Genomic DNA, 23668 nt, shown 5'->3' on the forward strand with positions numbered 1-23668 from the left:
TAAAAAATATTATTTTATTTCTAATTACTATTTTTTATAATTTCAGTTTTTTCAAAAACTTTTATTTTATCTCCTATTTTAATATCATTAAAATTTTTGATACTAATTCCACACTCCATACCATTACGTACTTCATTAACATTTTCTTTAAATCTTCTTAAAGAATCAAGTATTCCTTGATAAATAATATTTTTATTTCTTAATAATTTTATTAAATTATTACGTTTAATAAATCCATATGTAACTATACATCCAGCTATAATTCCTATTTTAGGAATTGTAAAAATACTTCTTACTTCTGCTAATCCTAATAATTGTTCTTGATATTTTGGTAATAAAAGTTTTTTTATATATTTTTTCATATCATTTATTAAATCATAAATAATAGAAAAATATTTAATTTTTATTTTTTCTGTTCTTATTAAATTTTTAGCAATATTATTTACTTTAATATTAAAAGCAATAATAATAACATTATTTTTATTACTAGCTATTGCAAATAATACATCTGTTTCTGTAATTTCTCCTACTCCTGAATTAATAATTTTTATATTAATTTTTTCATTAGATAATTTAATTAAATTATCTTTAATAGCTTCTACAGAACCTTGTACATCTCCTTTTAATAAAATATTTATTTCATGAATGTTTTTATTATTATCATTTAAATTTAAAAACATTTTTTTAAATTGTTCTTGTTTTCTTTCTAATTTAATTTCACGATATTTATTTTTTCTATATAATGCTACTTCTTTAGCTTTTTTTTCATTATTTACTTCTATTAAAATATCACCAGCATATGGAATTTCAGATAAACCTAAAATTTTAATGGGAGTAGAAGGTCCAGCTTGGATTATATTCTCTCCTTTAAAATTCATTAATCTTTTTATTTTACCATAAGTACATCCACATAATACTATATTACCTTTTGTTAGTATTCCTTCTTTTATCAAAATATTAGCTATAGGACCTTTTCCCTTATCTAAATAAGAATCAATAACAACACCTTGAGCCATACCTATATTAATTGCTTTTAGTTCTAACATTTCAGCTTGTAATAAAATAGCATTTAGTAAATCTTTAATACCTTCTCCTGTTTTAGCAGAAACATTAACAAAAATATTATCTCCACCCCATTCTTCAGATATAATATTATATCTACTTAAATCACTTTTTATTTTTTTAAAATTTGAAATTTTTTTATCGATTTTATTAATAGCAACTATAATAGAGACCTTTGTTTTTCTTGCGTGTTTTATTGCTTCTATAGTTTGTGGCATAACTCCATCATCAGCTGCAATAACTAATATAATTATATCTGTAATTTGTATTCCTCTTAATCTCATAGAAGTAAAAAATTTATGTCCAGGAGTATCAAGAAATGTGATACCTTTATTATTAAATTTTATTTCATAAGCATTTATATATTGAGTTATTCCACCTACTTCTTTTAAAGCAATATTACTAGAAAAAATATAATCTAATAAAGAAGTTTTTCCATGATCTACATGGCCCATAATTGTTACTATAGGAGATCTTGTTTTTGGTTTTATATTAATATTATTTTTATTATTATTAATTAATAATTTTTCTATATCATTTTCATGACGTAATATAACTTTATGTCCCATTTCTTCTGCAATTAATTGAGCAGTTTCTTGTTTTAAATATTGATTAACATCAGAAATTTTTTCTCCCATATTTATCATAGTTTTTATTAATTCTGAACTTTTAACAGCCATTTTATTAGATAATTCTAATATACTAATAGTTTCATTAATAACAATATTACGATTAATATTTTTTTTAATAGGTTTATTAAAATTTTGATATAATTTAGAAAAATTTAATTTATATTTTTTGTTAGTAGTATTTTTTTTCTTATCTTTATAATTTTTAGAATTTATTTTATATTTTCTTTTCTTATATATTTTTTTTTTATGTAATTCTAAATAATTTTTTTTCTGATAATCTGTAATATTTTTTATATTACTGATTTTTTTATTTTTAATTTTTATAGATTTTTTTTTACCTTTATTATTGTTGACATATAAAACATTATATTTTTTTTTATGTAAAGTTAATAATTTTAAATTTTTTATTTTTTTATTTTTTAAAAATATTAAAAGTTTTTTTTTTTCTTCTATATTAACAATATCATTTTCTAATTTAGAAATACCTGTATCAGAAAAATATTTGATTATATTTTTTACTGAAATTTTAATTTCATTAGCTAAAGATTTTATAGTTATAACAGCATCTATCATGCTGTCTACTCCTCTATTTTTATAATTAATTATGTATTATTTTTTTTTATTAAACCAACAAATATTTCGTGCAGACATAATTATTTTCCCCGCTTCTAATTCATTTAGATTATCTATATCAGATATATCTTCAATACTTTGTTCTGCTAAATTTTCAATAGTTAAAATTCCTTTATTTATTAATAATTCAGATAATTTTTTATTAATTCCTTTTAATTGTAACAAATTATTTTTAAATTTTTCATGATTATTTTTCTTTACTAAAGATTCATTATTTATATTTTTAGCTAATTTTTTAATTTTTTTTAAATAATTTATTTTTAAATTAAAACTATTAGTTATCTTACATAATTTATTTATTGGAATTAATATTAAGTCTTTAAAAGAAGATATCTTCCCATCTTCAACTATTGTTTTTGATAATTTATATTCTATTTTTAAATGTTTTACAAACATATCAATAATATTATTTTTTTCTTGTTTATGTTTATGAAATAAATCATTTTTAGTCATAACATTTAATTCCCAGCCACTTAATTGTGATGCTAAACGAATATTTTGTCCATGTCTGCCAATAGCTTGCGCTAAGTTATTTTCCTTTACTACAATATCTATAATATGTTTTTTTTTATTTAAAATAATTGTTGATATGTCAGCAGGAGACATTGCATTAATAACAAATTTTTCAGGATCAGAATTCCATAATACAATATCAATACGTTCTCCGTTTAATTCATTAGAAATTGCTTGTACTCTAGCACCTCTCATACCTACACAAGCTCCTACAGGATCTATTCTTTTATCATTTGTTTTTACAGCAATTTTAGCTCTAGATCCTGGGTCTCTTACAACACCTTTAATTTCAATTAATCCTTCTGCTATTTCAGGAACCTCTATATGAAATAATTCAATTAACATTTGTACCTTAGATCTACTTAAAAATAATTGTGTTTCCTTAACATTTTCTTTAATATAAAAAAGTAGACCTCTTATTCTATCTCCTAGTCTAAAATTTTCTCTTGGTAACATATCAGAACGTAAAATAATGGCATCAGTACTATGTCCTAAATCTAAATTTAAGTATTTTCTATTTACTTTTTTAACTATTCCACTTAATATTTTACCTTCTTTTTTTTTAAATTTAGCAATAGTAATAGCCTTTTCAGCTTCTCTTACCTTATGTACAATAACTTGTTTAGCAGCTTGAGTAGTAATACGATCAAAATTAATAGATTTAATTTGATCATAAATATAATCACCTAATTTTAAATTATTATCTTCAATACGTGCAGCATCTAATGTAATTTCTTTCGTAGGATAATTAACTTTTTTTACAATTAACCATTTTCTAAAAGTATTAAAATTACCATTTTTACGATCAATATTGACAAATACTTCTATATCTTGTTCATATTTTTTTTTTGTAGCACTAACTAAAGCGCTTTCCATAGCTTCAAATATTTTTTCACGAGGTAAAGATTTTTCATTTGAAACTGCTTCAATAACAGCTAATATTTCTTTATTCATCCTAGTTATCCTTAAATATTAAATTCTAAAATTAGAAAACTAGATTATATTCAAAGATTATTACTTATATTAGCAATATGAATGTATTTTTTTAATAAAAATAATAATTATTTGAAATAATATTTTTATTATCTATATAAATATAAATATATCTATATTATAGATTAATTTTATTTAATTCAAAAAAAATTTTATAAGTATAAAATATATAAAATAATTATATAAATTATATATATATATTATAAAAATATCATCATTAATTAGGAATTAATATAAAATGTGGTATTTGGTTGCGGGAGTTGGATTTGAACCAACGACCTTCGGGTTATGAGCCCGACGAGCTACCAAACTGCTCCACCCCGCGTCTACTTTAGAGAATATATGATATGCTAAAAATATAAATAATGCAATATTAATTTTGGTACCGAAGACGGGACTTGAACCCGTAAACCCAAAATAACAGGGTACTACCACCTCAAAGTAGCGTGTTTACCAATTTCACCACATCGGTAAAAAAATACTATTTATATTTTATATGATATTGTTGCACCATATTATCTTTTTTATATTTTTTTACATTAATATTATTTAACATTAAACTAATAATAAAAAATAAAGATGTTAATGTAATAATCAATCTAGTTAATATTTTATTTGACATATTTGTTTCAAAAGGTGATTTTGTATTACTTAATGAACTAATATCAATTTCATCATTATCTTGAAACATAATAACACTAACTAAAATAGTTGTAATAAAAATAAACAAAATCAATAATAATTTATACATATAATTTTAACAAATAATATCTTAATAAAATATCAATTTGTATATATTATATAATAATAAATATTAATTACAATAAAAAATTCATATTTTATATAAAAATATATTTTATATTTCTATTATTTTTAATAAAAAATCCTAATTTTATAAAAATTAGTTATTAAAAATTATTTATTATTATTAATAATAATATTTAATATAAAAAATCTATGATATTTTATCATATTCCTTATATTAATTTTTATAAAATATTATAAATTATTTATATATTTTAAATATTATTTTTTTCTATATTATTTAGGTGGTCTGACTTTTTTTCTAGCCATTAAATCATCAATTTGTATTATACCTATTGTTTCATATTTAATTAGAGTATTTTTCATAGCATGTAAAATATCAATATTATCACTTAAAATTTTAAATGCTCTATTATAATTTTCTTGTATTAAATATTTAACTTCTTGATCAATTATTTTTGCTGTTTCATCAGACATATGTTTAGCTTTAGCAACTGATCTTCCTAAAAAAATTTCATCTTCTTCTTCTGCATATAATAAAGGACCTAATTTTTTTGAAAAACCCCATTGTGTTACCATATTTTTTGCAATATTTGTTGCAATTTTAATATCATTAGATGAACCTGTTGAAACATATTTTTCACCATAGATAATCTCTTCAGCTATTCTACCACCATATAATGTAGATATTTTACTTTCTAATTTTTGTCGGCTAATACTAACTATGTCAATTTCAGGTAAAAAAAATGTTACTCCTAATGCTCTTCCTCTAGGAATAATTGTTACTTTATGTACTGGATCATGATCTGGAACTAATCTTCCAATGATTGCATGACCTGCTTCATGATAAGCAGTAGCTTCTTTTTGTGCTTCTGTCATAACTAAAGAACGTCTTTCTGCTCCCATCATAATTTTATCTTTTGCTTTTTCTAATTCTAACATAGAAACAAAATTATAATTTTGACGAGCTGCTAATAAAGCTGCTTCATTTATTAAATTCGCTAAATCGGCTCCTGAAAAACCAGGAGTTCCTCTTGCTAAAATTTTAAGATCAACTTCTTTTGATATAGGTATATTTTTTATATGTATTTTTAATACTTGTTCTCTTCCCCTTATATCTGGTAAACCAACGATTACTTGACGATCAAAACGTCCAGGTCTTAAAAGAGCCGGATCTAATACATCAGGACGATTAGTAGCTGCAATAACAATAATACTTTCATTATCATTAAAACCATCCATTTCAACTAACATTTGATTTAAAGTTTGTTCTCTTTCATCATGTCCACCACCTAATCCTGCTCCTCTTTGTCTACCTACAGCATCTATTTCATCAATAAAAATAATACATGGAGAAGATTTTTTAGCGATACTGAACATATTTCTTACTCTAGAAGCACCAACTCCTACAAACATTTCAACAAAATCAGAACCAGAAATAGTAAAAAATGGTACTTTTGATTCTCCTGCTATAGCTTTTGCTAATAAAGTTTTTCCTGTTCCTGGAGGTCCTACCATTAAAATTCCTTTAGGAATTTTACCTCCTAATTTTTGAAATTTTGCTGGTTCTTTTAAGTAATCAACTAATTCTTTTACTTCTTCTTTTGCTTCATCACATCCAGCTACATCATTAAATGTAATTTTTATTTGATCTGTTGTTAACATTTTAGCTTTACTTTTTCCAAAAGATAAAGCTCCTTTACCACTACCTTGTAGTTGACGTATAAAAAAAATCCAAACCCCAATTAATAATAACATTGGGAACCAAGAAATAAAAATAGATAGTAATATACTAGGGGGTTCAAGAGGTTCTCCTAATACTTTTATATTTTTTGAAAGTAGCATTCCAAGTAAATGTGAATCATGCATTGGTAAATAAGTAGTATAATTACTATTATCTTTTCTAAAAACACGAATTTTTCTTCCATTAATACTTGTTTTAATTATTTTATCTTGTTTTATTTCAGATAGAAAAGTTGAATATTCAATTTTAGTTTTTTTATTTGATCCATTTGGATTCAAACTCTGGAAAACAGATATTAATATGACTGTAATTGCTAACCAGAGAATTAGATTTTTTGCCATATCATTCAAAAGAATAACCTCTTGTAACTTTGTTAGTATATTTTATATTAATTCTTATATTTTTTTGCAACAATATAAATTTCACATGATTGAGATCTTGAAGCATTAGGTTTACTAATTTTAATTTCTTTAAATAAAGAATTGACTTTATTATAATATTTAACCAATTCTTTACTTTGAAAAGTTTTTACTAAAAAACTCCCATTATGTTCTAATAAAGAACAGCATAATTTTAATGTTATTTTATTCAAATGAATAACACGTGGTATATCTATTTCTTTTATACCAGATATATTAGGAGCCATATCAGACATTATAATTTGAACTTTTGTTTTTTTTAATATTTGAAAAATTTTATTTAATGTAATAGAATTACATATATCTCCCTGATAAAAATTAACTTTTTTAATTGGATTCATTGGTAATATATCACAAGCTATAATTTTTCCATTATTACCAATTTTTGATGCAGCAAAGCTAGACCATCCACCAGGTGAAGATCCCAAATCAATTACTGTCATATCATCATTTTTAAATATTTTGTATATTTTATTTATTTCTTCTAATTTAAACCATGATTTAGATCTAAATTTATTAATATTTTTTTGTACTTTTTTTATATAAAAATCTTTAAAATGATTTTTTAACCATTTTTTAGATTTTCTATTTTTTTTAAAATTCATAAAAATTATTTGTTATTAAATATTTAATAATTTTTTAAAACTACATATTAAATAGTAACAAAAAATTTAAAATATTACAATTTGTAATGAAATAAAAAATACATAAAATTGATAATTTTAATTTTTTTTAATTAGCATTTAATAATTCAGTTAAATTAGCAGCAGCTGAATCTACAGAAGAAATATTATTTGTTTTTTTATTAAATTTTAATTTTTTTTTCTTAATTCTATCTTGATGATAAGAATATCCAGTTCCAGCAGGAATTAATCTTCCTACAATAACATTTTCTTTTAGTCCTTTTAATTGATCACATTTTCCAGCTACTGATGATTCAGTTAATACTCTTGTTGTTTCTTGAAAAGATGCTGCAGAAATAAAAGATGAAGTTGCTAAAGATGCTTTAGTAATACCTAATAAATCATGATTATATAATGCTATATTTTTCCCTTGTTCTTGTAATTTTTTATTTACAATTTTTATTTTTGATACTTCTACTTGTTCTCCTTCTAAAAAATTAGAATCTCCCATTTTTATTATAGTAGCTTTGCGTAACATTTGACGTATAATAACTTCTATATGTTTATCATTAATTTTTACTCCTTGAAGTCGATAAACATCTTGTACTTCATTAATTATATAGTTGGTAACTGCATTAATTCCTCTTAATCTTAAGATATCATGTGGAGATTCTGGACCATCTGAAATAATATCTCCTTTATTAATTAATTCTCCTTCAAAAATATTCAATTGTCTCCATTTTGGTATCATTTCTTCATATGGTTGAATGTCAGAATTTATAGGAGTAATTATTATTCTTCTTTTTCCTTTTGTTTCTTTACCAAAAGAAATAATACCACTAATTTCTGCTAAAATAGCAGAATCTTTTGGTTTCCTAGCTTCAAATAAATCAGCTACTCTTGGAAGTCCTCCAGTAATATCTTTTGTTCCACCTGATTCTTGAGGAACTTTTGCTAAAACATCACCTGCATTTATATGGACACCATCTTTTAAATGAACTATTGATTTATTAGGTAAAAAATAATGTGCAGGAATATCTGTACCGGGGATAATTATATCTTCATCACGATCATTTATTATTTTAATCATGGGTCTAAAATTTTTACCTATAGAAGTTCTTTCAAAAGTATCTAAAACAACAATAGATGTTAATCCAGTTAAATCATCGGTTTGTTTTATAATTGTTTGTCCTTCTAACATATCAATAAATTTTACTTTTCCACTTACTTCACTAATAATAGGCATACTGTGAGGATCCCAATATGAAATTATTTCTCCTGCATTAATATTTGATCCATTTTTTTTTGTTATAATAGCACCATATGGTATTTTATAACTTTCTATAATTTTATTAAAATTATTAATAATTTTTAATTCAGAATTTCTAGATATTATTACTAATTTATTAGTAGAGTTTATAACTGATTTTACATTTATTAACTTTATAATTCCATTATCTTTAACTTGAATACTTGATTCAGTAGCTGAACGAGAAGCTGCACCTCCAACATGAAAAGTCCTCATTGTTAATTGAGTTCCAGGTTCACCTATTGATTGTGCTGCAATAACTCCTATAGCTTCTCCTATATTTATTAAATGTCCTCTTGCTAAATCACGACCATAACAATATGCACATACTCCAAAATTATTTTCACAACTTACTACAGATCTTACTTTAATATTATCAATTGCATATTGTTCTAATATATCACAGTATTTTTCATTTAATAATGTATTTCTATTAATTAAAATTTCTTTTCTATCTGGATAAAAAATATTTTCTGCAACTACTCTTCCTAATACTCTTTCTCTTAATGATTCTTTTATATCTCCTCCAGTAATAATAGAGGAAATTTTTATACCATCTAAAGTTAAGCAATCATTTTTTGTTATAACTAAATCTTGAGCTACATCTACTAATCTACGAGTAAGATAACCAGAATTTGCTGTTTTTAAAGCAGTATCTGCTAATCCTTTACGTGCTCCATGAGTTGAAATAAAATATTGTAAAACATTTAATCCTTCTCTAAAATTAGCAATAATCGGAGTTTCAATAATAGAACCATCTGGTTTTGCCATTAAACCTCTCATCCCAGCTAATTGTCTAATTTGTGCTGCAGAACCTCTAGCACCAGAATCTGCCATCATAAAAATATTATTAAAAGAACTTTGTTCTGTTATAAAACCTTTTTTATCTATTACTTTTTCTACAGACAAATTTTTCATCATAGCTCTCGCTACTTTTTCATTAGCAGCAGCCCAAATATCAATAACTTTATTATATTTTTCTCCTGCAGTCACAAGACCTGATTGAAATTGTTCTTGAATTTCAGTAACTTCAGATTCTGCTTCAGAAATAATATCTGTTTTATTATTAGGTATTATAATATCATCGATACCTACAGAAGAACCTGATTTAGCAGCATAATAAAAACCAGTATACATAATTTGATCAGCAAAAATAACTGTAGATTTTAATCCTAAAATTCGATAACATATATTTAAAATTTGTGATATATCTTTCTTACCTAAAGTTTTATTTATCATATTATATGATATACCTTTAGGTACGTAATTCCAAAAAATAGCCCTACCAATAGTAGTATCCACAATACTACTATTTTTTATCCATATATTCTTAATTAAATTTTTTTTATATTCTTTTATTTTTACTTTAACACGAGCATGTAAATCAGCTTGTCCTAAAATATAAACACGTTCTGCTTCTTTAGGACCTGTTAATATCATTCCTTCTCCATAAGCATTAATTTTATCTTTAGTCATATAATATATACCTAAAACTACATCTTGTGATGGTACAATAATTGGTTCTCCATTTGCAGGAGATAAAATATTATTAGTAGACATCATTAAAATTCTTGCTTCTAATTGAGCTTCTAATGTTAAAGGAATATGTACAGCCATTTGATCTCCATCAAAGTCTGCATTATACGCAGCACACACTAAAGGATGTAATTGTATCGCTTTTCCTTCAATTAAAATAGGTTCAAAAGCTTGAATTCCTAACCTATGTAGGGTCGGAGCTCTATTTAACAGAATAGGATGTTCTTTTATTACTTCATCTAAAATATCCCATACTATTGATTCTTCTTTTTCTACCATTTTTTTTGCGGCTTTAATAGTAGTAGCAAAACCTTTAACTTCTAATTTTCCGTATATAAATGGTTTAAATAATTCTAATGCCATTTTTTTAGGTAATCCACATTGATGTAATCTTAAATATGGACCTACAGTAATTACTGATCTTCCTGAATAATCAACTCTTTTACCTAATAAATTTTGTCTAAACCTACCTTGTTTTCCTTTAATCATATCAGCTAAAGATTTTAAAGGACGTTTATTAGAACCGGTAATAGATTTACCCCTTCTTCCGTTATCTAATAAAGCATCAACAGCTTCTTGTAACATACGTTTTTCATTTTTAATAATAATACCAGGGGCTGATAATTCTAGTAAACGTTTTAATCTATTATTACGATTAATAACTCGACGATATAAATCATTTAAATCAGATGTTGCAAATCTTCCTCCATCCAAAGGAACTAAAGGTCTTAAATCTGGTGGTAGAACAGGTAATACTGTCATAATCATCCATTCTGGTTTATTACCTGAACTTATAAAAGATTCTAGTAATTTTATTCTTTTAGATATTTTTTTTCTTTTAGTTTCGGAATTAGTATTATTTAATTCATCACGTAATATTTTACATTCTTGTTTTAAATTAATATTTTTTAATAAATACTGTATTGCTTCTGCTCCCATCTTAGCTTCAAATTCATCCCCAAATTCTTCTAATGCACTTGAATATTGTTCTTCAGATAAAATTTGTTTTTTATTTAATGAAGACATACCTTCTTCAATTACTACATAAGATTCAAAATATAATACTCTTTCTATATCCCTTAAGGGAATATTTAATAATAAACCTATTCTAGAAGGTAATGATTTTAAAAACCATATATGTGCAATAGGTGATGCTAATTCAATATGTCCCATACGATCTCTTCTAACTTTAGTTTGTGTTACTTCTACTCCACATTTTTCACAAACAACACCTCTATGTTTTAGACGTTTATATTTACCACATAAACACTCATAATCTTTAACAGGACCAAAAATACGTGCACAAAATAATCCATCTCTTTCTGGTTTAAATGTACGATAATTAATTGTTTCAGGTTTTTTTACTTCTCCAAAAGACCAAGATTTTATCATATCAGAAGAAGCTAAAGAAAGTTTTATTGTATCAAATTCTTCAATTTTGTTTTGTGATTTTAAAAAATTAAATAAATCTTCCACAAATTTATTACCTCAATCATATTATGAGTAGATAAAACTTTAATAATTACTATTTATTTTCTAAATTAATATTTATACCTAAGGATCGTATTTCTTTTAATAAAACATTAAATGATTCTGGAATACCAGCATTCATTTGATGATTTCCATCAACAATATTTTTATACATTTTTGTTCTACCATTTACATCATCAGATTTAATTGTTAACATTTCTTGTAAAGTATATGCTGCTCCGTATGCTTCTAATGCCCAAACTTCCATTTCACCAAATCTTTGTCCTCCAAATTGAGCTTTTCCTCCTAATGGTTGTTGTGTTACTAAACTATAGGAACCTGTAGATCTAGCATGCATTTTATCATCTACTAAATGATTTAATTTTAACATATACATATATCCGACAGTAACAGGATTTTCAAAAGACTCTCCTGTGCGTCCATCATATAATTTAATTTGGCCAGAAACTGGTAAATCCGATAATTTCAATAATTCTTTAATTTCATTCTCTTTAGCACCATCAAATACTGGTGTTGCTATAGGTAATCCTGTTTTTAAATTATTTGCTAATAACATTATTTCGTTATTATTAAAATTATTTAAATTAATATCTTGATAAGTATTATCACCAATATTATATGCTTTTTGTAAGAAAATACGTATTTTTTCTATATTTTTTTCTTTTAATAAAGAATTAATTTTATTACCTATTTCTTTAGCTGCCATACCTAAATGAGTTTCTAAAATTTGTCCTATATTCATTCTAGATGGTACACCTAAAGGATTTAAGACAATATCAACAGGAATTCCATTACTATCGTAAGGCATATCTTCTACAGGACAAATTTTAGAAATAACACCTTTATTTCCATGTCTTCCTGCCATTTTATCTCCTGGTTGTATTTGTCTTTTTACTGCTAAATTTACTTTAATAATTTTTAAAATTCCGGGAGCTAAATCATTACCTTGTGTAATTTTTTTTTTTTGTATTTTTATTTTCTTTTCAAATATATTTTTTATTTTTGTATATTGTTTAATATAATCATTTAATTTTTTTTGTTTTATTTTATCTTCTAAAGAAATAGAACTAAAATAGTTAATATCAAAATTTTTTATATTCTCTTTTACTAAAAAATTATTATTTAATAAAAATTTTTTTATATTTGAAATAATATTTTCTTCAAAAATTTTTTGTTCAGCAAATAAATCTTTTTTTATTTGATTAAATTGCATTTCTTCAATTTCTAAAGTCCTTTTATCTTTTTTTACTCCATCTCTTGTAAAAATTTGAACATCAATAACTGTACCTAAAGTTCCATTAGGAACACGTAAAGAAGTATCTTTTACATCAGAAGCTTTTTCTCCAAAAATAGCACGCAATAATTTTTCTTCTGGAGATAACTGTGTTTCTCCTTTTGGGGTAACTTTACCTACAAGAATATCACCACTTTTAACTTCAGCACCAATATATACAATTCCACATTCATCTAATTTAGATAAAGAAGATTCACTTACATTTGGTATATCTGATGTAATTTCTTCTTTTCCTAATTTTGTATCACGGGATATACAAGATAATTCTTGTATATGTATAGTGGTAAATTTATCTTTTTGCACAATTTTTTCTGATAATAAAATTGAATCTTCAAAGTTATAACCATTCCATGGCATAAAAGCTACTCTCATATTTTGTCCTAATGCTAATTCTCCTAAATCTGTAGCTGGACCATCTGCTAAAACATCACCTTGATATACTAATTCATTTAAGTGAACACATGGAATTTGATTAATACATGTATTTTGATTAGATCGTATATATTTTTCTAAATTATATATATCTATATTATTTTGAGTATTAATGTTATCATTTATTTTTATAATAATTTTTGAAGAATCTACATATTGTACAATACCAGAATTTTTAGCAATAACAGTTACACCAGAATCAATTGCTACAATTCTTTCCATACCAGTTCCTACTAATGGTTTTTCAGCTTTTAAAGTAGGAACTGCTTGTCTTTGCATATTAGCACCCATTAAAGCTCTATTAGCATCATCATGTTCTAAAAAAGGAATTAATGAAGCTCCTACAGAAACAATTTGTTGTGTAGAAACATCCATATAATGAATTTGATTTTTTTTAAATAAACCAGATTCTCCTTTATAACGACATATAATAAATTCATTAATTATGTATCCATTTTGATCAAAATCAGTATTAGCTTGTGCAATAATAAAATTTCCTTCTTCTATGGAAGACAAATAATTAATTTTATTAGTAACTAGTCCATTTTTTACAAATCTATATGGTGTTTCTAAAAAACCATATTCATTTGTTCGTGCATAAACTGACAATGAATTTATTAAACCTATATTAGGACCTTCTGGAGTTTCAATTGGACATACTCTTCCATAATGAGTAGGATGTACATCTCTAACTTCAAATCCAGCTCTTTCTCTAGTTAATCCTCCTGGTCCTAAAGCAGAAATACGTCGTTTATGTGTAATTTCAGATAATGGATTATTTTGATCCATAAATTGAGATAATTGACTAGAACAAAAAAATTCTTTTATAGCTGCAGAAATTGGTTTAGCATTAATCATATCTTGAGGAGTTAAAGTATCTAAATCTCCTAAAGATAATCTTTCTTTTACAGCTCTTTCAACACGAATTAAACCTATGCGAAATTGATTTTCGGCCATTTCACCAATAGAACGTATTCTTCTATTACCTAAATGATCAATATCATCGATACTTCCTTTTCCATTACGGATATTAATTAATTTTTTAATTACATCAATAATATCTTTTTTACTAAGTATCCCTTTACCATTAACATGTTCACGTAATAATGAACGATTAAACTTCATTCTGCCAACAGGAGATAAATCATAACGATCTTCTACAAAAAATAACCTTTTAAATAACATTTCTGCTGCTTCTTTTGTAGGTGGTTCTCCTGGTCGCATCATTCTATATATTTCTACTAAAGCTTCTAAACGATTTGTAGTAGTATCTAATTTTAATGTTTCAGAAATATAAGCACCATGATCTAAATCATTAGTAAAAATTGTTTCAATAGAATTATTACTTTTATAAATTTTATTAATTATATCTATAGATAATGGAGAATTAGCAGAAATAATAATTTCTCCAGTAGAATTATCTATATAATCTTTATTAACTATTTTACCTACCATATATTCTATAGGAATATTAATACATTTTACTTTATTCTTTTTTAAATGATTAATATGACGTATAGTAATTCTTTTACCTTTTTTTACATAACAAATATTGTCATATTTGATATCAAAAAATGCTGTTTCTCCTCTTAATCTATCAGGAACTAACATCATTGATATTTTTTCATCTTTTATATGAAAAATAATTTTTTTAAAAAAAATATTTAATATTGATTCTATATCATAGCCTAAAGCACGTAAAATAATTGTAATAGGTAATTTTCTTCTTCTATCTATACGTACAAAAATATTATCTTTAGCATCAAATTCAAAATCTAACCAAGAACCTCTATAAGGTATAATTCTAGCATTATATAATATTTTACCTGATGAATGTGTTTTTCCTTTATCACTATCAAAAAAAACTCCAGGACTTCTATGTAATTGTGAAACAACTACACGTTCAATTCCATTTACTATAAAAGTACCATTTTTTGTCATTAAAGGTATTTCACCCATGTATACTTCTTGTTCTTTTATATTTTTAATTGATAATTTTGATATTTCTTTATCATAAATAATTAATTTTAATTTTACTTTTAAGGAAGCTGAATATGTCATACCTCTTGTATGACATTCTTTAACATTATAAAGAGATTTTCCTAAACTATAATCAATATATTCTAGTTTAGAATAACCACTATAACTACATATAGGAAAAATACTTTTTAATGCAGCTTCTAAACCATATTGTCCTTTAGGATCTTTTCTTATAAATTTTTTAAATGAATCTATTTGTATAGAAAGTAAATATGGAATATTTAAAACTTGAGGTCTTTTTCCAAAATTTTTACGAATGCGTTTTTTTTCAGTTTGAGAATAAACCATATGGTTCCTCAGTTATCTGATAAATTAAGCAATTAAATTAGTATTATTATGAGTAATAAAAATTACTTATATAATAAAATTATTATTATATAATAATTATTATAAGATTATTTAATCTCTATTTCTGCTCCAGAAATTTTTAATTTTGATTCTAAATCTAAAGCTTCTTCTTTACTAATAGATTCTTTTAGTATTACAGGAGCTGATTCTACTAAATCTTTAGCTTCTTTTAATCCTAAATTCATTATACTTCTAACAACTTTTATAACGGATATTTTATTTTTTCCTATACTTTTTAAGTATACATTAAATTCTAATTGTTCTTTTATTTCTTTCTCATTATTATTATTCTGTTCATTTTTTATTATACTAGTAACACCAAATTTTTTTTCCATGGAATTAATTAATTCCATTATATCCATAACGGACATAGATTCTACAGCTTCTATTATTTGTTCTTTAGTTATAGGCATAATATATATTTTCCTTTATCAAAAAGAATAAAATTTTTTATTAAAATAAATTTAATTTATTTTATATTTTTAATGTTGATTAAAGTTCTTATTAATTTTCCTATAGAAATGTCTTTTATAATTATTAAAAAACGTACTATAGCCTCTTTATAAGTAGGTAATTCTGCTAAAATAGAAATATTTTCACTATTTATTATTTTATTATTATATGATGCTGCTTTAATTTTAAATTTTTCATCAATTTTATTAAATTCTTTAATTAAACGCGCGGCAGCTCCAGGATGTTTAAGTGAGTAAGCAATTAATATTGGTCCATTTATTAACGGTTCTAAACATTTAAAATTACTATTTTTTATAATTAATTTTAGTAATTTATTTCTAATAATATTTATGATTACATCATTTTCTCTACTTTTTTTCCTTAATTTGTTTAAGTCATTAGTACAAATTCCGGAAAAATCGATAATTACAGCTGATAAAGCACATTGATTTATTTTACTTATTTTTGCAACAATCATTTTTTTTTTTTTTATATTTAATGACATTAGAAGATTATTGCACTCCTGAATTTTTATAAAAAAAGAATTAAAATTATAACATAAAATATAAAATTTTTAAAAAAATACCAAATAATTTTATAAAAAAAGAATAATCTATATATTAAAATTTTTTCATAATATAAAAAATTAATTTATTAAATTCATACAATCTTTAGTAATATTTATAGAAATTCCCATTGTAGAAGATATATATATTTTTTTTATATAATTTCCTTTTAATTGTACTGGTTTATACTTTATTAATGTTTTTAATAAACATTGTAAATTTTCTTTAATTTTATAATTTTTAAAATTAATTTTTCCTATATTAGTATGAATAATACCATTTTTATCATTACGAAAATTTATTTGTCCATGTTTGATTTTTTTAATTGTTTCACTAATATTATTAGTTATTGTACCTAATTTAGGATTAGGCATTAATCCTTTTGGACCAAGAATAGGTCCTAATTTACTTACTATATCCATAGCTCCTGGTGTAGCTATTACCACGTCAAATTTTTTTTCACCATTATTAATTTTACTTGCTAAATCAGACATACCAATAAATTCTGCTTTTAATTTTTTTGCTTGTATTGCTTCATCACCATCAGCAAAAACTGCTATTCTAGTATAATTACCAGTACCATGTGTTAAACAAACATTACCTCTAATATTTTGTTCTGTTTTTTTTGTATCTATTCCTAAACTTATAGCAATATCAATACTTTCAATAAATTTTACTTTACTTAATGATTTTAAATTATTAATAGCATCTTCAATAGAAAATTGTTTTTTAACATTTATATTTTTATACATTAAATTCATACGTTTTGTTAATTTTAACATTATATTTTAATCCTTAATAGTTAATCCCATAGAACGTGCAGTACCTTCTATAGATAACATCATAGATTCAATATTAATTCCGGTCATATCAACATATTTTATTTCTGCAATTTTACGTATTTGATCGCGTGTAATTATTCCAATTTTATCTATATTTGGTTTGCTTGATCCTTTTTTAATACCAATTATTTTTTTTATTATTGCAGATGTAGGAGGAGTTTTTGTAATAAAAGTAAAAGTTTTATCAATATAAACAGTAATAACTACCGGAATAGGCATATTCTTTTCTAAATTTTTGGTCTTTGTATTAAAATCTTTACAAAAATTCATGATATTTAATCCATGTTGTCCTAATGCAGGTCCAATAGGAGGACTAGGATTAGCATTACCAGCAGGAACTTGTAATTTTATGTAAGTTTTTATTTTTTTTGCCATAATATTTTCTCTAATTATTATAAAATAAATATTTAAATCAATTATATAAATTTCTTAAATAAAAATTATCCTTTTTCTATTTGACAAAAGTTAAGATCAACAGGTGTTGATCGTCCAAAAATTGATACAGAAACTTTTAATCTACTTTTTTCATAATCTACTTCTTCAACTATTCCATTAAAATCAGAAAAAGGACCATCTTTTACTCTAATCATTTCTCCTGGTTCAAATAAAATTTTTGGTCTAGGTTTATCACCAATTTTTTGTAAACGTCCTATAATAATATTTACTTCTTTTTCACTAATAGAACAAGGATTATCAGGTGTTCCTCCTATAAAACCTAAAACTTTAGGAATACTACGTACTAAATGCCAACTTAATTCTTTCATAATCATATTAATTAATATATATCCCGGAAAAAATTTACGATCACTTTTATATTTTTTCCCTTTACGTATTTCAATAATAGATTCAGTAGGTACTAAAATTTTACCAAAAAAATCACCCATAGAATGAATTTTAATATATTCTTTTAATGATTCTACAATACGATTTTCAAAACCAGAACGAGCTTGAATTACATACCATTTTTTTTTTAAAGATTTATACATAATATTATACCCTTGTTCCAGTTAAAAATGATATTAAATAAATTAAAAAATTATCTAATATCCAAATAATAATTGACATTATTATGGTAATAATTGTAATAACTAAAGTTGTTTGCCAAGTGTATTTATATGTAGGCCATATTACTTTATGAGTTTCTATTCGTGTTTCATTTATAAAAAAAAGTAATTTTTTACCTTTATTAGTAGATAATATAATATAACTTATTAAAGTTAAAACTAAAAAAAATAATATTAAACGAATAAATAAAGATATATTTTGATAATTATAGTTACATATTATAGTAAAAATTAATAAAAATAAACTAATAAACCATTTGATAATTTCTATAAGATTTTTATTTATATTTTTTCTAAATTCCATAATATTAATTGTCTATTAATTAATAAAAATTTAATTATATAAATAATAAAAATTTTTTACTAATAATTTATTATTATTATAATTTTGAATATTAAAAAGAATCAAAGGGAGGCTTTATATATATTTCCCTTATCTTCTTTTATTTTTCATTTATTGTAAAATTTTTGTAACTACTCCTGCTCCAACAGTACGTCCGCCTTCACGAATAGCAAAACGTAAACCATTATTCATTGCTATAGGATTAATTAATGTAACGATCATATTAATATTATCTCCAGGCATAACCATTTCAATATTTGAAGGTAATTCTATAGTTCCAGTTACGTCTGTTGTTCTAAAATAAAATTGAGGACGATATCCTTTAAAAAATGCTGTATGTCTACCACCTTCATCCTTAGATAAAATATATACTTCTGCTTCAAATTTAGTGTGAGGTGTTATTGATCCTGGTTTTGCTAAAACTTGTCCTCTTTCTATATCCTCTCTTTTTATTCCTCGAAGTAAAACTCCTATATTTTCGCCAGCACGTCCCTCATCTAATAATTTACGAAACATTTCTACCCCAGTACAGATAGACTTAATAGTATTTTTAATACCTATAATTTCTACTTCTTCTCCAATTTTTATTATCCCTTTTTCTACTCTTCCAGTAACTACTGTACCTCTTCCTGAAATTGAAAAAACATCTTCAATTGGTAATAGAAAAGGTTTATCAATATCTCTTATAGGATTAGGAATATAACTATCCAAATATTTTGTTAACTCTATTATTTTATTTTCCCATTTTTTATCACCTTCTAATGCTTTTAAAGCAGATCCTCGAATAACAGGTGTAGTATCTCCTGGGAAATTATATTGTGTTAATAAATCACGAACTTCCATTTCAACTAATTCTAATAATTCTTCATCATCAACCATATCACATTTATTAAGAAAAACAATAATATAAGGAACACCTACTTGTCTTGCTAATAAAATATGTTCTCTAGTTTGAGGCATAGGACCATCTGTTGCTGCGACAACTAATATAGCACCATCCATTTGAGCAGCACCTGTAATCATATTTTTTACATAATCAGCATGCCCAGGACAATCTACATGAGCATAATGACGAGATTTAGTATCATATTCAACATGAGAAGTATTTATAGTTATACCTCTTTCTTTTTCTTCTGGAGCATTATCAATTTGGTCAAAAGCTTTTGCGGTACCACCATATTTTTTAGATAAAACAGTTGTAATAGCTGCTGTTAAAGTTGTTTTACCATGATCAACATGGCCTATGGTACCTACATTAATATGAGGTTTAGATCGTTCGAATTTTTTTTTAGACATAGTAAAAAATATCCTTCTAAATAAATTAAAATTTTTTATAAAAATTTTAAAATTTGATTAAAATTTAATTAAAATTTTATGACTTAGACCTAGATTCAATAATTATTTTTGAAATACTATTAGGTGCTTTATTATATTTTAAGAATTCCATAGAATATGAAGCCCTTCCTTGACTACAAGAACGTAAATCAGTAGCGTAACCAAACATTTCTGATAATGGTACACAAGCACGTATAGTTTTTCCAGTAGGTATATTATTCATACCTTCTATAATTCCTCTTCTTCGATTTAAATCTCCAATTATATCTCCCATATATTCTTCAGGAGTTTCAACTTCTACTTTCATTATAGGTTCAAGTAAAATAGGATTAGCTTTTTTAAATGCATTTTTAAATGCAATTGCTGCGGCTATTTTAAAAGCTAATTCAGAAGAATCTACATCATGATAAGATCCAAAATGTAGTCTTACTGCAATATTAACTACAGGATAACTTGCCATAGGACCTGATTTTAATTGTTCTTTAATACTTTTGTCTATAGCTGAAATATATTCACTAGGTATTACACCACCTTTTATATCATTAGTAAATAAATAACCTTCATTATTTTTAATAGATTTTAATGGAAATATATCAATTACTACGTGACCATATTGTCCTCTACCTCCTGTTTGTTTTATATATTTACCTTCTATATTTTTAACACTATTTTGTATAGTTTCTCGATAAGAAACTTGTGGTTTTCCAATATTTGCAGCTACATTAAATTCTCTTTTCATTCTATCAATAATTATTTCTAAATGTAATTCACCCATCCCTGCAATAATAGTCTGATTTGTTTCTATATCAGTCCATGTTCTTAAAGAAGGATCTTCTTTTATTAAACGATTTAATGCTAATCCCATTTTTTCTTGATCTATTTTAGTTGTAGGTTCTATGGCAATAGAAATTACAGGTTCTGGAAATTCCATATTTTCAAGAACTATAGAATTATTAATATTACATAATGTATCTCCTGTTGTAACATTTTTTAATCCAATAGCTGCTGCAATATCTCCTGCATAAACTTTTTTTATTTCTTCTTTTTTATTTGCATGCATTTGAACAATTCTACCAATACGTTCTTTTTGTTTTTTTACTGGATTAAATATAGTTTCTCCATTACTAATGGTACCTGAATATACTCGGAAAAAAGTTAAATTACCAACAAAAGGATCATTAGCTATTTTAAAGGCTAATGCTGAAAATGGATCATTATCATTAGTATTTCTAGTAATTATATTTTTTTTATTATCAATACTAGAAATTCCTTGAATTGGAGGTTTATCTTTAGGAGATGGTAAATAATCAATAATTGCATCTAATAATGATTGTACTCCTTTATTCTTAAAGGCAGAACCACATGTAATTAGAGTAATTTCATTATTTAAAACTCTTTTTCTTAAAGAAGTCTTAATTTCTTCTACAGTAAAATCATATCCATTTAAATATTTTGTTAATAACTTTTCATCTGATTCAACTGCAGATTCTATTAATTTTTGACGCCATAATTTTACTTCTTTATTCATATTCAAAGGTATTTTAGTACAATTACATTTTATTCCTTGATCTTTTTCATTCCAATATAAAGCTTTCATTTGTATTAAATCAATAATACCAGAAAATTTATCTTCAATACCTATTGGTAATTGTAATGGAACAGTTTCTGTTATTAAATTATGTTTAATTTGTTTAATAACTTTTATAAAATTAGCACCCATACGATCCATTTTATTTATAAAAGCAATTCTAGGAACTTTATATTTATTAGCTTGTTTCCATACTGTTTCAGATTGAGGTTGTACTCCTCCTACAGCACAATAAATCATAACAACTCCATCTAATACTCTCATAGAACGTTCTACTTCAATTGTAAAATCTACATGTCCTGGTGTATCAATAATATTAATTCTATGTTCTTTATATTGATTAAACATTCCTGACCAAAATGCTGTAGTAGCTGCTGAAGTAATAGTAATACCTCTTTCTTGTTCTTGTGCCATCCAATCCATTGTAGCAGCTCCATCATGAACTTCACCTATTTTATGATTGACTCCTGTATAAAATAAAATTCTTTCTGTTGTAGTAGTTTTTCCAGCATCAATATGTGCGCTAATACCAATATTACGATAACGCGTTATAGGAGTTATACGACTCATCTTATTCCTCTAATTTAATTAGATAAAAATTTTAAAATTATATTAAATATTATTTTTTAATAAAATAATAAATATTAATTTAGCTACACATATCTTTTAATTAATTGATTTATTTTCATTTTAAATTAAAATTAGTTTAATTTTTTTATGATTAAATAGTTTTACCAACGATAATGTGCAAAAGCCTTATTAGCTTCTGCCATACGATGTATTTCTTCTCGTTTTTTAACAGCATTTCCTTTTTTTTCTAAAGCATCTAATATTTCATTAGTAAGTTTTAAAATCATTGATTTTTCTTGTCGTTTTCTTGCAGCATTAACTAACCAACGCATAGCTAAAGTATTTCTTCTTGTAGGTCTTATTTCAACAGGAACTTGATATGTTGATCCTCCTACTCTCCTAGATTTTACTTCAACTACTGGTCTGATATTTTCTAATGCAGTTAAAAATATATCTATTTCTTTTTTTCCTAATTTTTTAGTGATTAAATTTAATGAAGAATAAACAATAGATTCTGCAATAGATTTTTTACCATCTATCATAATAATATTAATAAATTTAGCTAATAAATCTGATTCAAATTGAGGATCTGGTGTTATTTTACGTTGACTAACTATACGTCTACGTGACATATAAATACTCCATTATTTAATAATTTTACATAATTTATGAAATATAAATTTTTTATTTACTATTATTTAGGTTTTTTCGTACCATATTTTGATCTTCCTTGTTTACGATTTTTTACTCCTGTACAATCTAAAGTACCTCTAATAGTATGATATCTTACACCTGGAAGATCTTTTACTCTTCCTCCTCTTATTAAAATTACTGAATGTTCTTGCAAATTATGTCCTTCACCAGATATATAAGAAGTTACTTCAAAACCATTTGTTAATCTTACTCTACATACTTTACGTAATGCTGAGTTTGGTTTTTTTGGAGTTGTTGTATATACTTTTATACAAACTCCTCTTTTTTGAGGACATGAATTTAATGCAGGAACATTAGTTTTAATAATTTTACGAATTCTATTTTTTCGTACTAGTTGATTAATTGTTGACATATTTTTT

Annotated in this window: 16 protein-coding genes, 2 tRNA genes and 1 pseudogene; all 19 read right to left on the reverse strand. The window is 24.3% G+C overall.

What is annotated here, in order from left to right; translation table 11 throughout:
- Nucleotides 1–20 precede the first annotated feature (20 nt).
- The gene (infB, locus tag GJT89_RS01530; protein ID WP_168894786.1) at nucleotides 21–2267 is read right to left on the reverse strand and encodes a translation initiation factor IF-2; all 2247 of its coding nucleotides are present in this window, start codon (nucleotides 2265–2267) and stop codon (nucleotides 21–23) included.
- Nucleotides 2268–2303: 36 nt separating this feature from the next.
- Nucleotides 2304–3794 carry a transcription termination factor NusA gene (gene nusA / locus GJT89_RS01535; RefSeq protein WP_168894787.1) on the reverse strand — a complete coding sequence of 497 codons (1491 nt, stop codon included), beginning with the start codon at nucleotides 3792–3794 and terminating at the stop codon, nucleotides 2304–2306.
- Between the two features lie 287 nt (nucleotides 3795–4081).
- Nucleotides 4082–4158 (reverse strand) — tRNA-Met (locus GJT89_RS01540).
- 55 nt (nucleotides 4159–4213) lie between these two features.
- A tRNA-Leu gene (locus GJT89_RS01545) sits at nucleotides 4214–4305 on the reverse strand.
- A gap of 9 nt (nucleotides 4306–4314) precedes the next feature.
- A complete protein-coding gene (secG, locus tag GJT89_RS01550) occupies nucleotides 4315–4584 on the reverse strand; it encodes a preprotein translocase subunit SecG (RefSeq protein ID WP_168894788.1) in 270 nt (89 codons plus the stop codon).
- 296 nt (nucleotides 4585–4880) lie between these two features.
- A pseudogene (gene ftsH, locus GJT89_RS01555) lies at nucleotides 4881–6683 on the reverse strand (ATP-dependent zinc metalloprotease FtsH); the annotation flags it as partial.
- 47 nt (nucleotides 6684–6730) lie between these two features.
- Nucleotides 6731–7366, reverse strand: a complete 636-nt coding sequence (locus tag GJT89_RS01560) for an RlmE family RNA methyltransferase (protein WP_168894789.1) — start codon at nucleotides 7364–7366, stop codon at nucleotides 6731–6733.
- 127 nt (nucleotides 7367–7493) lie between these two features.
- Nucleotides 7494–11705: a DNA-directed RNA polymerase subunit beta' gene (gene rpoC / locus GJT89_RS01565; RefSeq protein ID WP_168894790.1), complete on the reverse strand. Its 4212-nt coding sequence runs from the start codon at nucleotides 11703–11705 to the stop codon at nucleotides 7494–7496.
- Nucleotides 11706–11754: 49 nt separating this feature from the next.
- Nucleotides 11755–15774 carry a DNA-directed RNA polymerase subunit beta gene (gene rpoB / locus GJT89_RS01570; protein ID WP_168894791.1) on the reverse strand — a complete coding sequence of 1340 codons (4020 nt, stop codon included), beginning with the start codon at nucleotides 15772–15774 and terminating at the stop codon, nucleotides 11755–11757.
- Nucleotides 15775–15881: 107 nt separating this feature from the next.
- Nucleotides 15882–16247 carry a 50S ribosomal protein L7/L12 gene (rplL, locus tag GJT89_RS01575; protein ID WP_168894792.1) on the reverse strand — a complete coding sequence of 122 codons (366 nt, stop codon included), beginning with the start codon at nucleotides 16245–16247 and terminating at the stop codon, nucleotides 15882–15884.
- 56 nt (nucleotides 16248–16303) lie between these two features.
- Nucleotides 16304–16792: a 50S ribosomal protein L10 gene (rplJ, locus tag GJT89_RS01580; RefSeq protein ID WP_168894793.1), complete on the reverse strand. Its 489-nt coding sequence runs from the start codon at nucleotides 16790–16792 to the stop codon at nucleotides 16304–16306.
- A 141-nt stretch (nucleotides 16793–16933) separates the two neighbouring features.
- On the reverse strand, nucleotides 16934–17635 hold the full coding sequence (rplA, locus tag GJT89_RS01585; protein WP_168894794.1) for a 50S ribosomal protein L1: 702 nt from the start codon (nucleotides 17633–17635) through the stop codon (nucleotides 16934–16936).
- A gap of 6 nt (nucleotides 17636–17641) precedes the next feature.
- Nucleotides 17642–18070: a 50S ribosomal protein L11 gene (gene rplK / locus GJT89_RS01590; protein ID WP_168894795.1), complete on the reverse strand. Its 429-nt coding sequence runs from the start codon at nucleotides 18068–18070 to the stop codon at nucleotides 17642–17644.
- A 65-nt stretch (nucleotides 18071–18135) separates the two neighbouring features.
- Nucleotides 18136–18681: a transcription termination/antitermination protein NusG gene (nusG, locus tag GJT89_RS01595; protein WP_168894796.1), complete on the reverse strand. Its 546-nt coding sequence runs from the start codon at nucleotides 18679–18681 to the stop codon at nucleotides 18136–18138.
- Nucleotides 18682–18685: 4 nt separating this feature from the next.
- Nucleotides 18686–19063, reverse strand: a complete 378-nt coding sequence (secE, locus tag GJT89_RS01600; RefSeq protein WP_168894797.1) for a preprotein translocase subunit SecE — start codon at nucleotides 19061–19063, stop codon at nucleotides 18686–18688.
- Nucleotides 19064–19213: 150 nt separating this feature from the next.
- Nucleotides 19214–20398 carry an elongation factor Tu gene (tuf, locus tag GJT89_RS01605; protein ID WP_168894798.1) on the reverse strand — a complete coding sequence of 395 codons (1185 nt, stop codon included), beginning with the start codon at nucleotides 20396–20398 and terminating at the stop codon, nucleotides 19214–19216.
- Nucleotides 20399–20474: 76 nt separating this feature from the next.
- A complete protein-coding gene (fusA, locus tag GJT89_RS01610; RefSeq protein WP_168894799.1) occupies nucleotides 20475–22595 on the reverse strand; it encodes an elongation factor G in 2121 nt (706 codons plus the stop codon).
- Nucleotides 22596–22756: 161 nt separating this feature from the next.
- A complete protein-coding gene (rpsG, locus tag GJT89_RS01615) occupies nucleotides 22757–23227 on the reverse strand; it encodes a 30S ribosomal protein S7 (RefSeq protein WP_168894800.1) in 471 nt (156 codons plus the stop codon).
- A gap of 62 nt (nucleotides 23228–23289) precedes the next feature.
- Nucleotides 23290–23661 (reverse strand): 30S ribosomal protein S12, encoded by a 372-nt coding sequence (gene rpsL, locus GJT89_RS01620; protein ID WP_168894801.1) that lies wholly within the window; start codon nucleotides 23659–23661, stop codon nucleotides 23290–23292.
- Between the last annotated feature and the right edge of the window lie 7 nt (nucleotides 23662–23668).

The sequence above is a fragment of the Enterobacteriaceae endosymbiont of Donacia versicolorea genome, assembly GCF_012570965.1.
Taxonomy (GTDB): Bacteria; Pseudomonadota; Gammaproteobacteria; order Enterobacterales; family Enterobacteriaceae.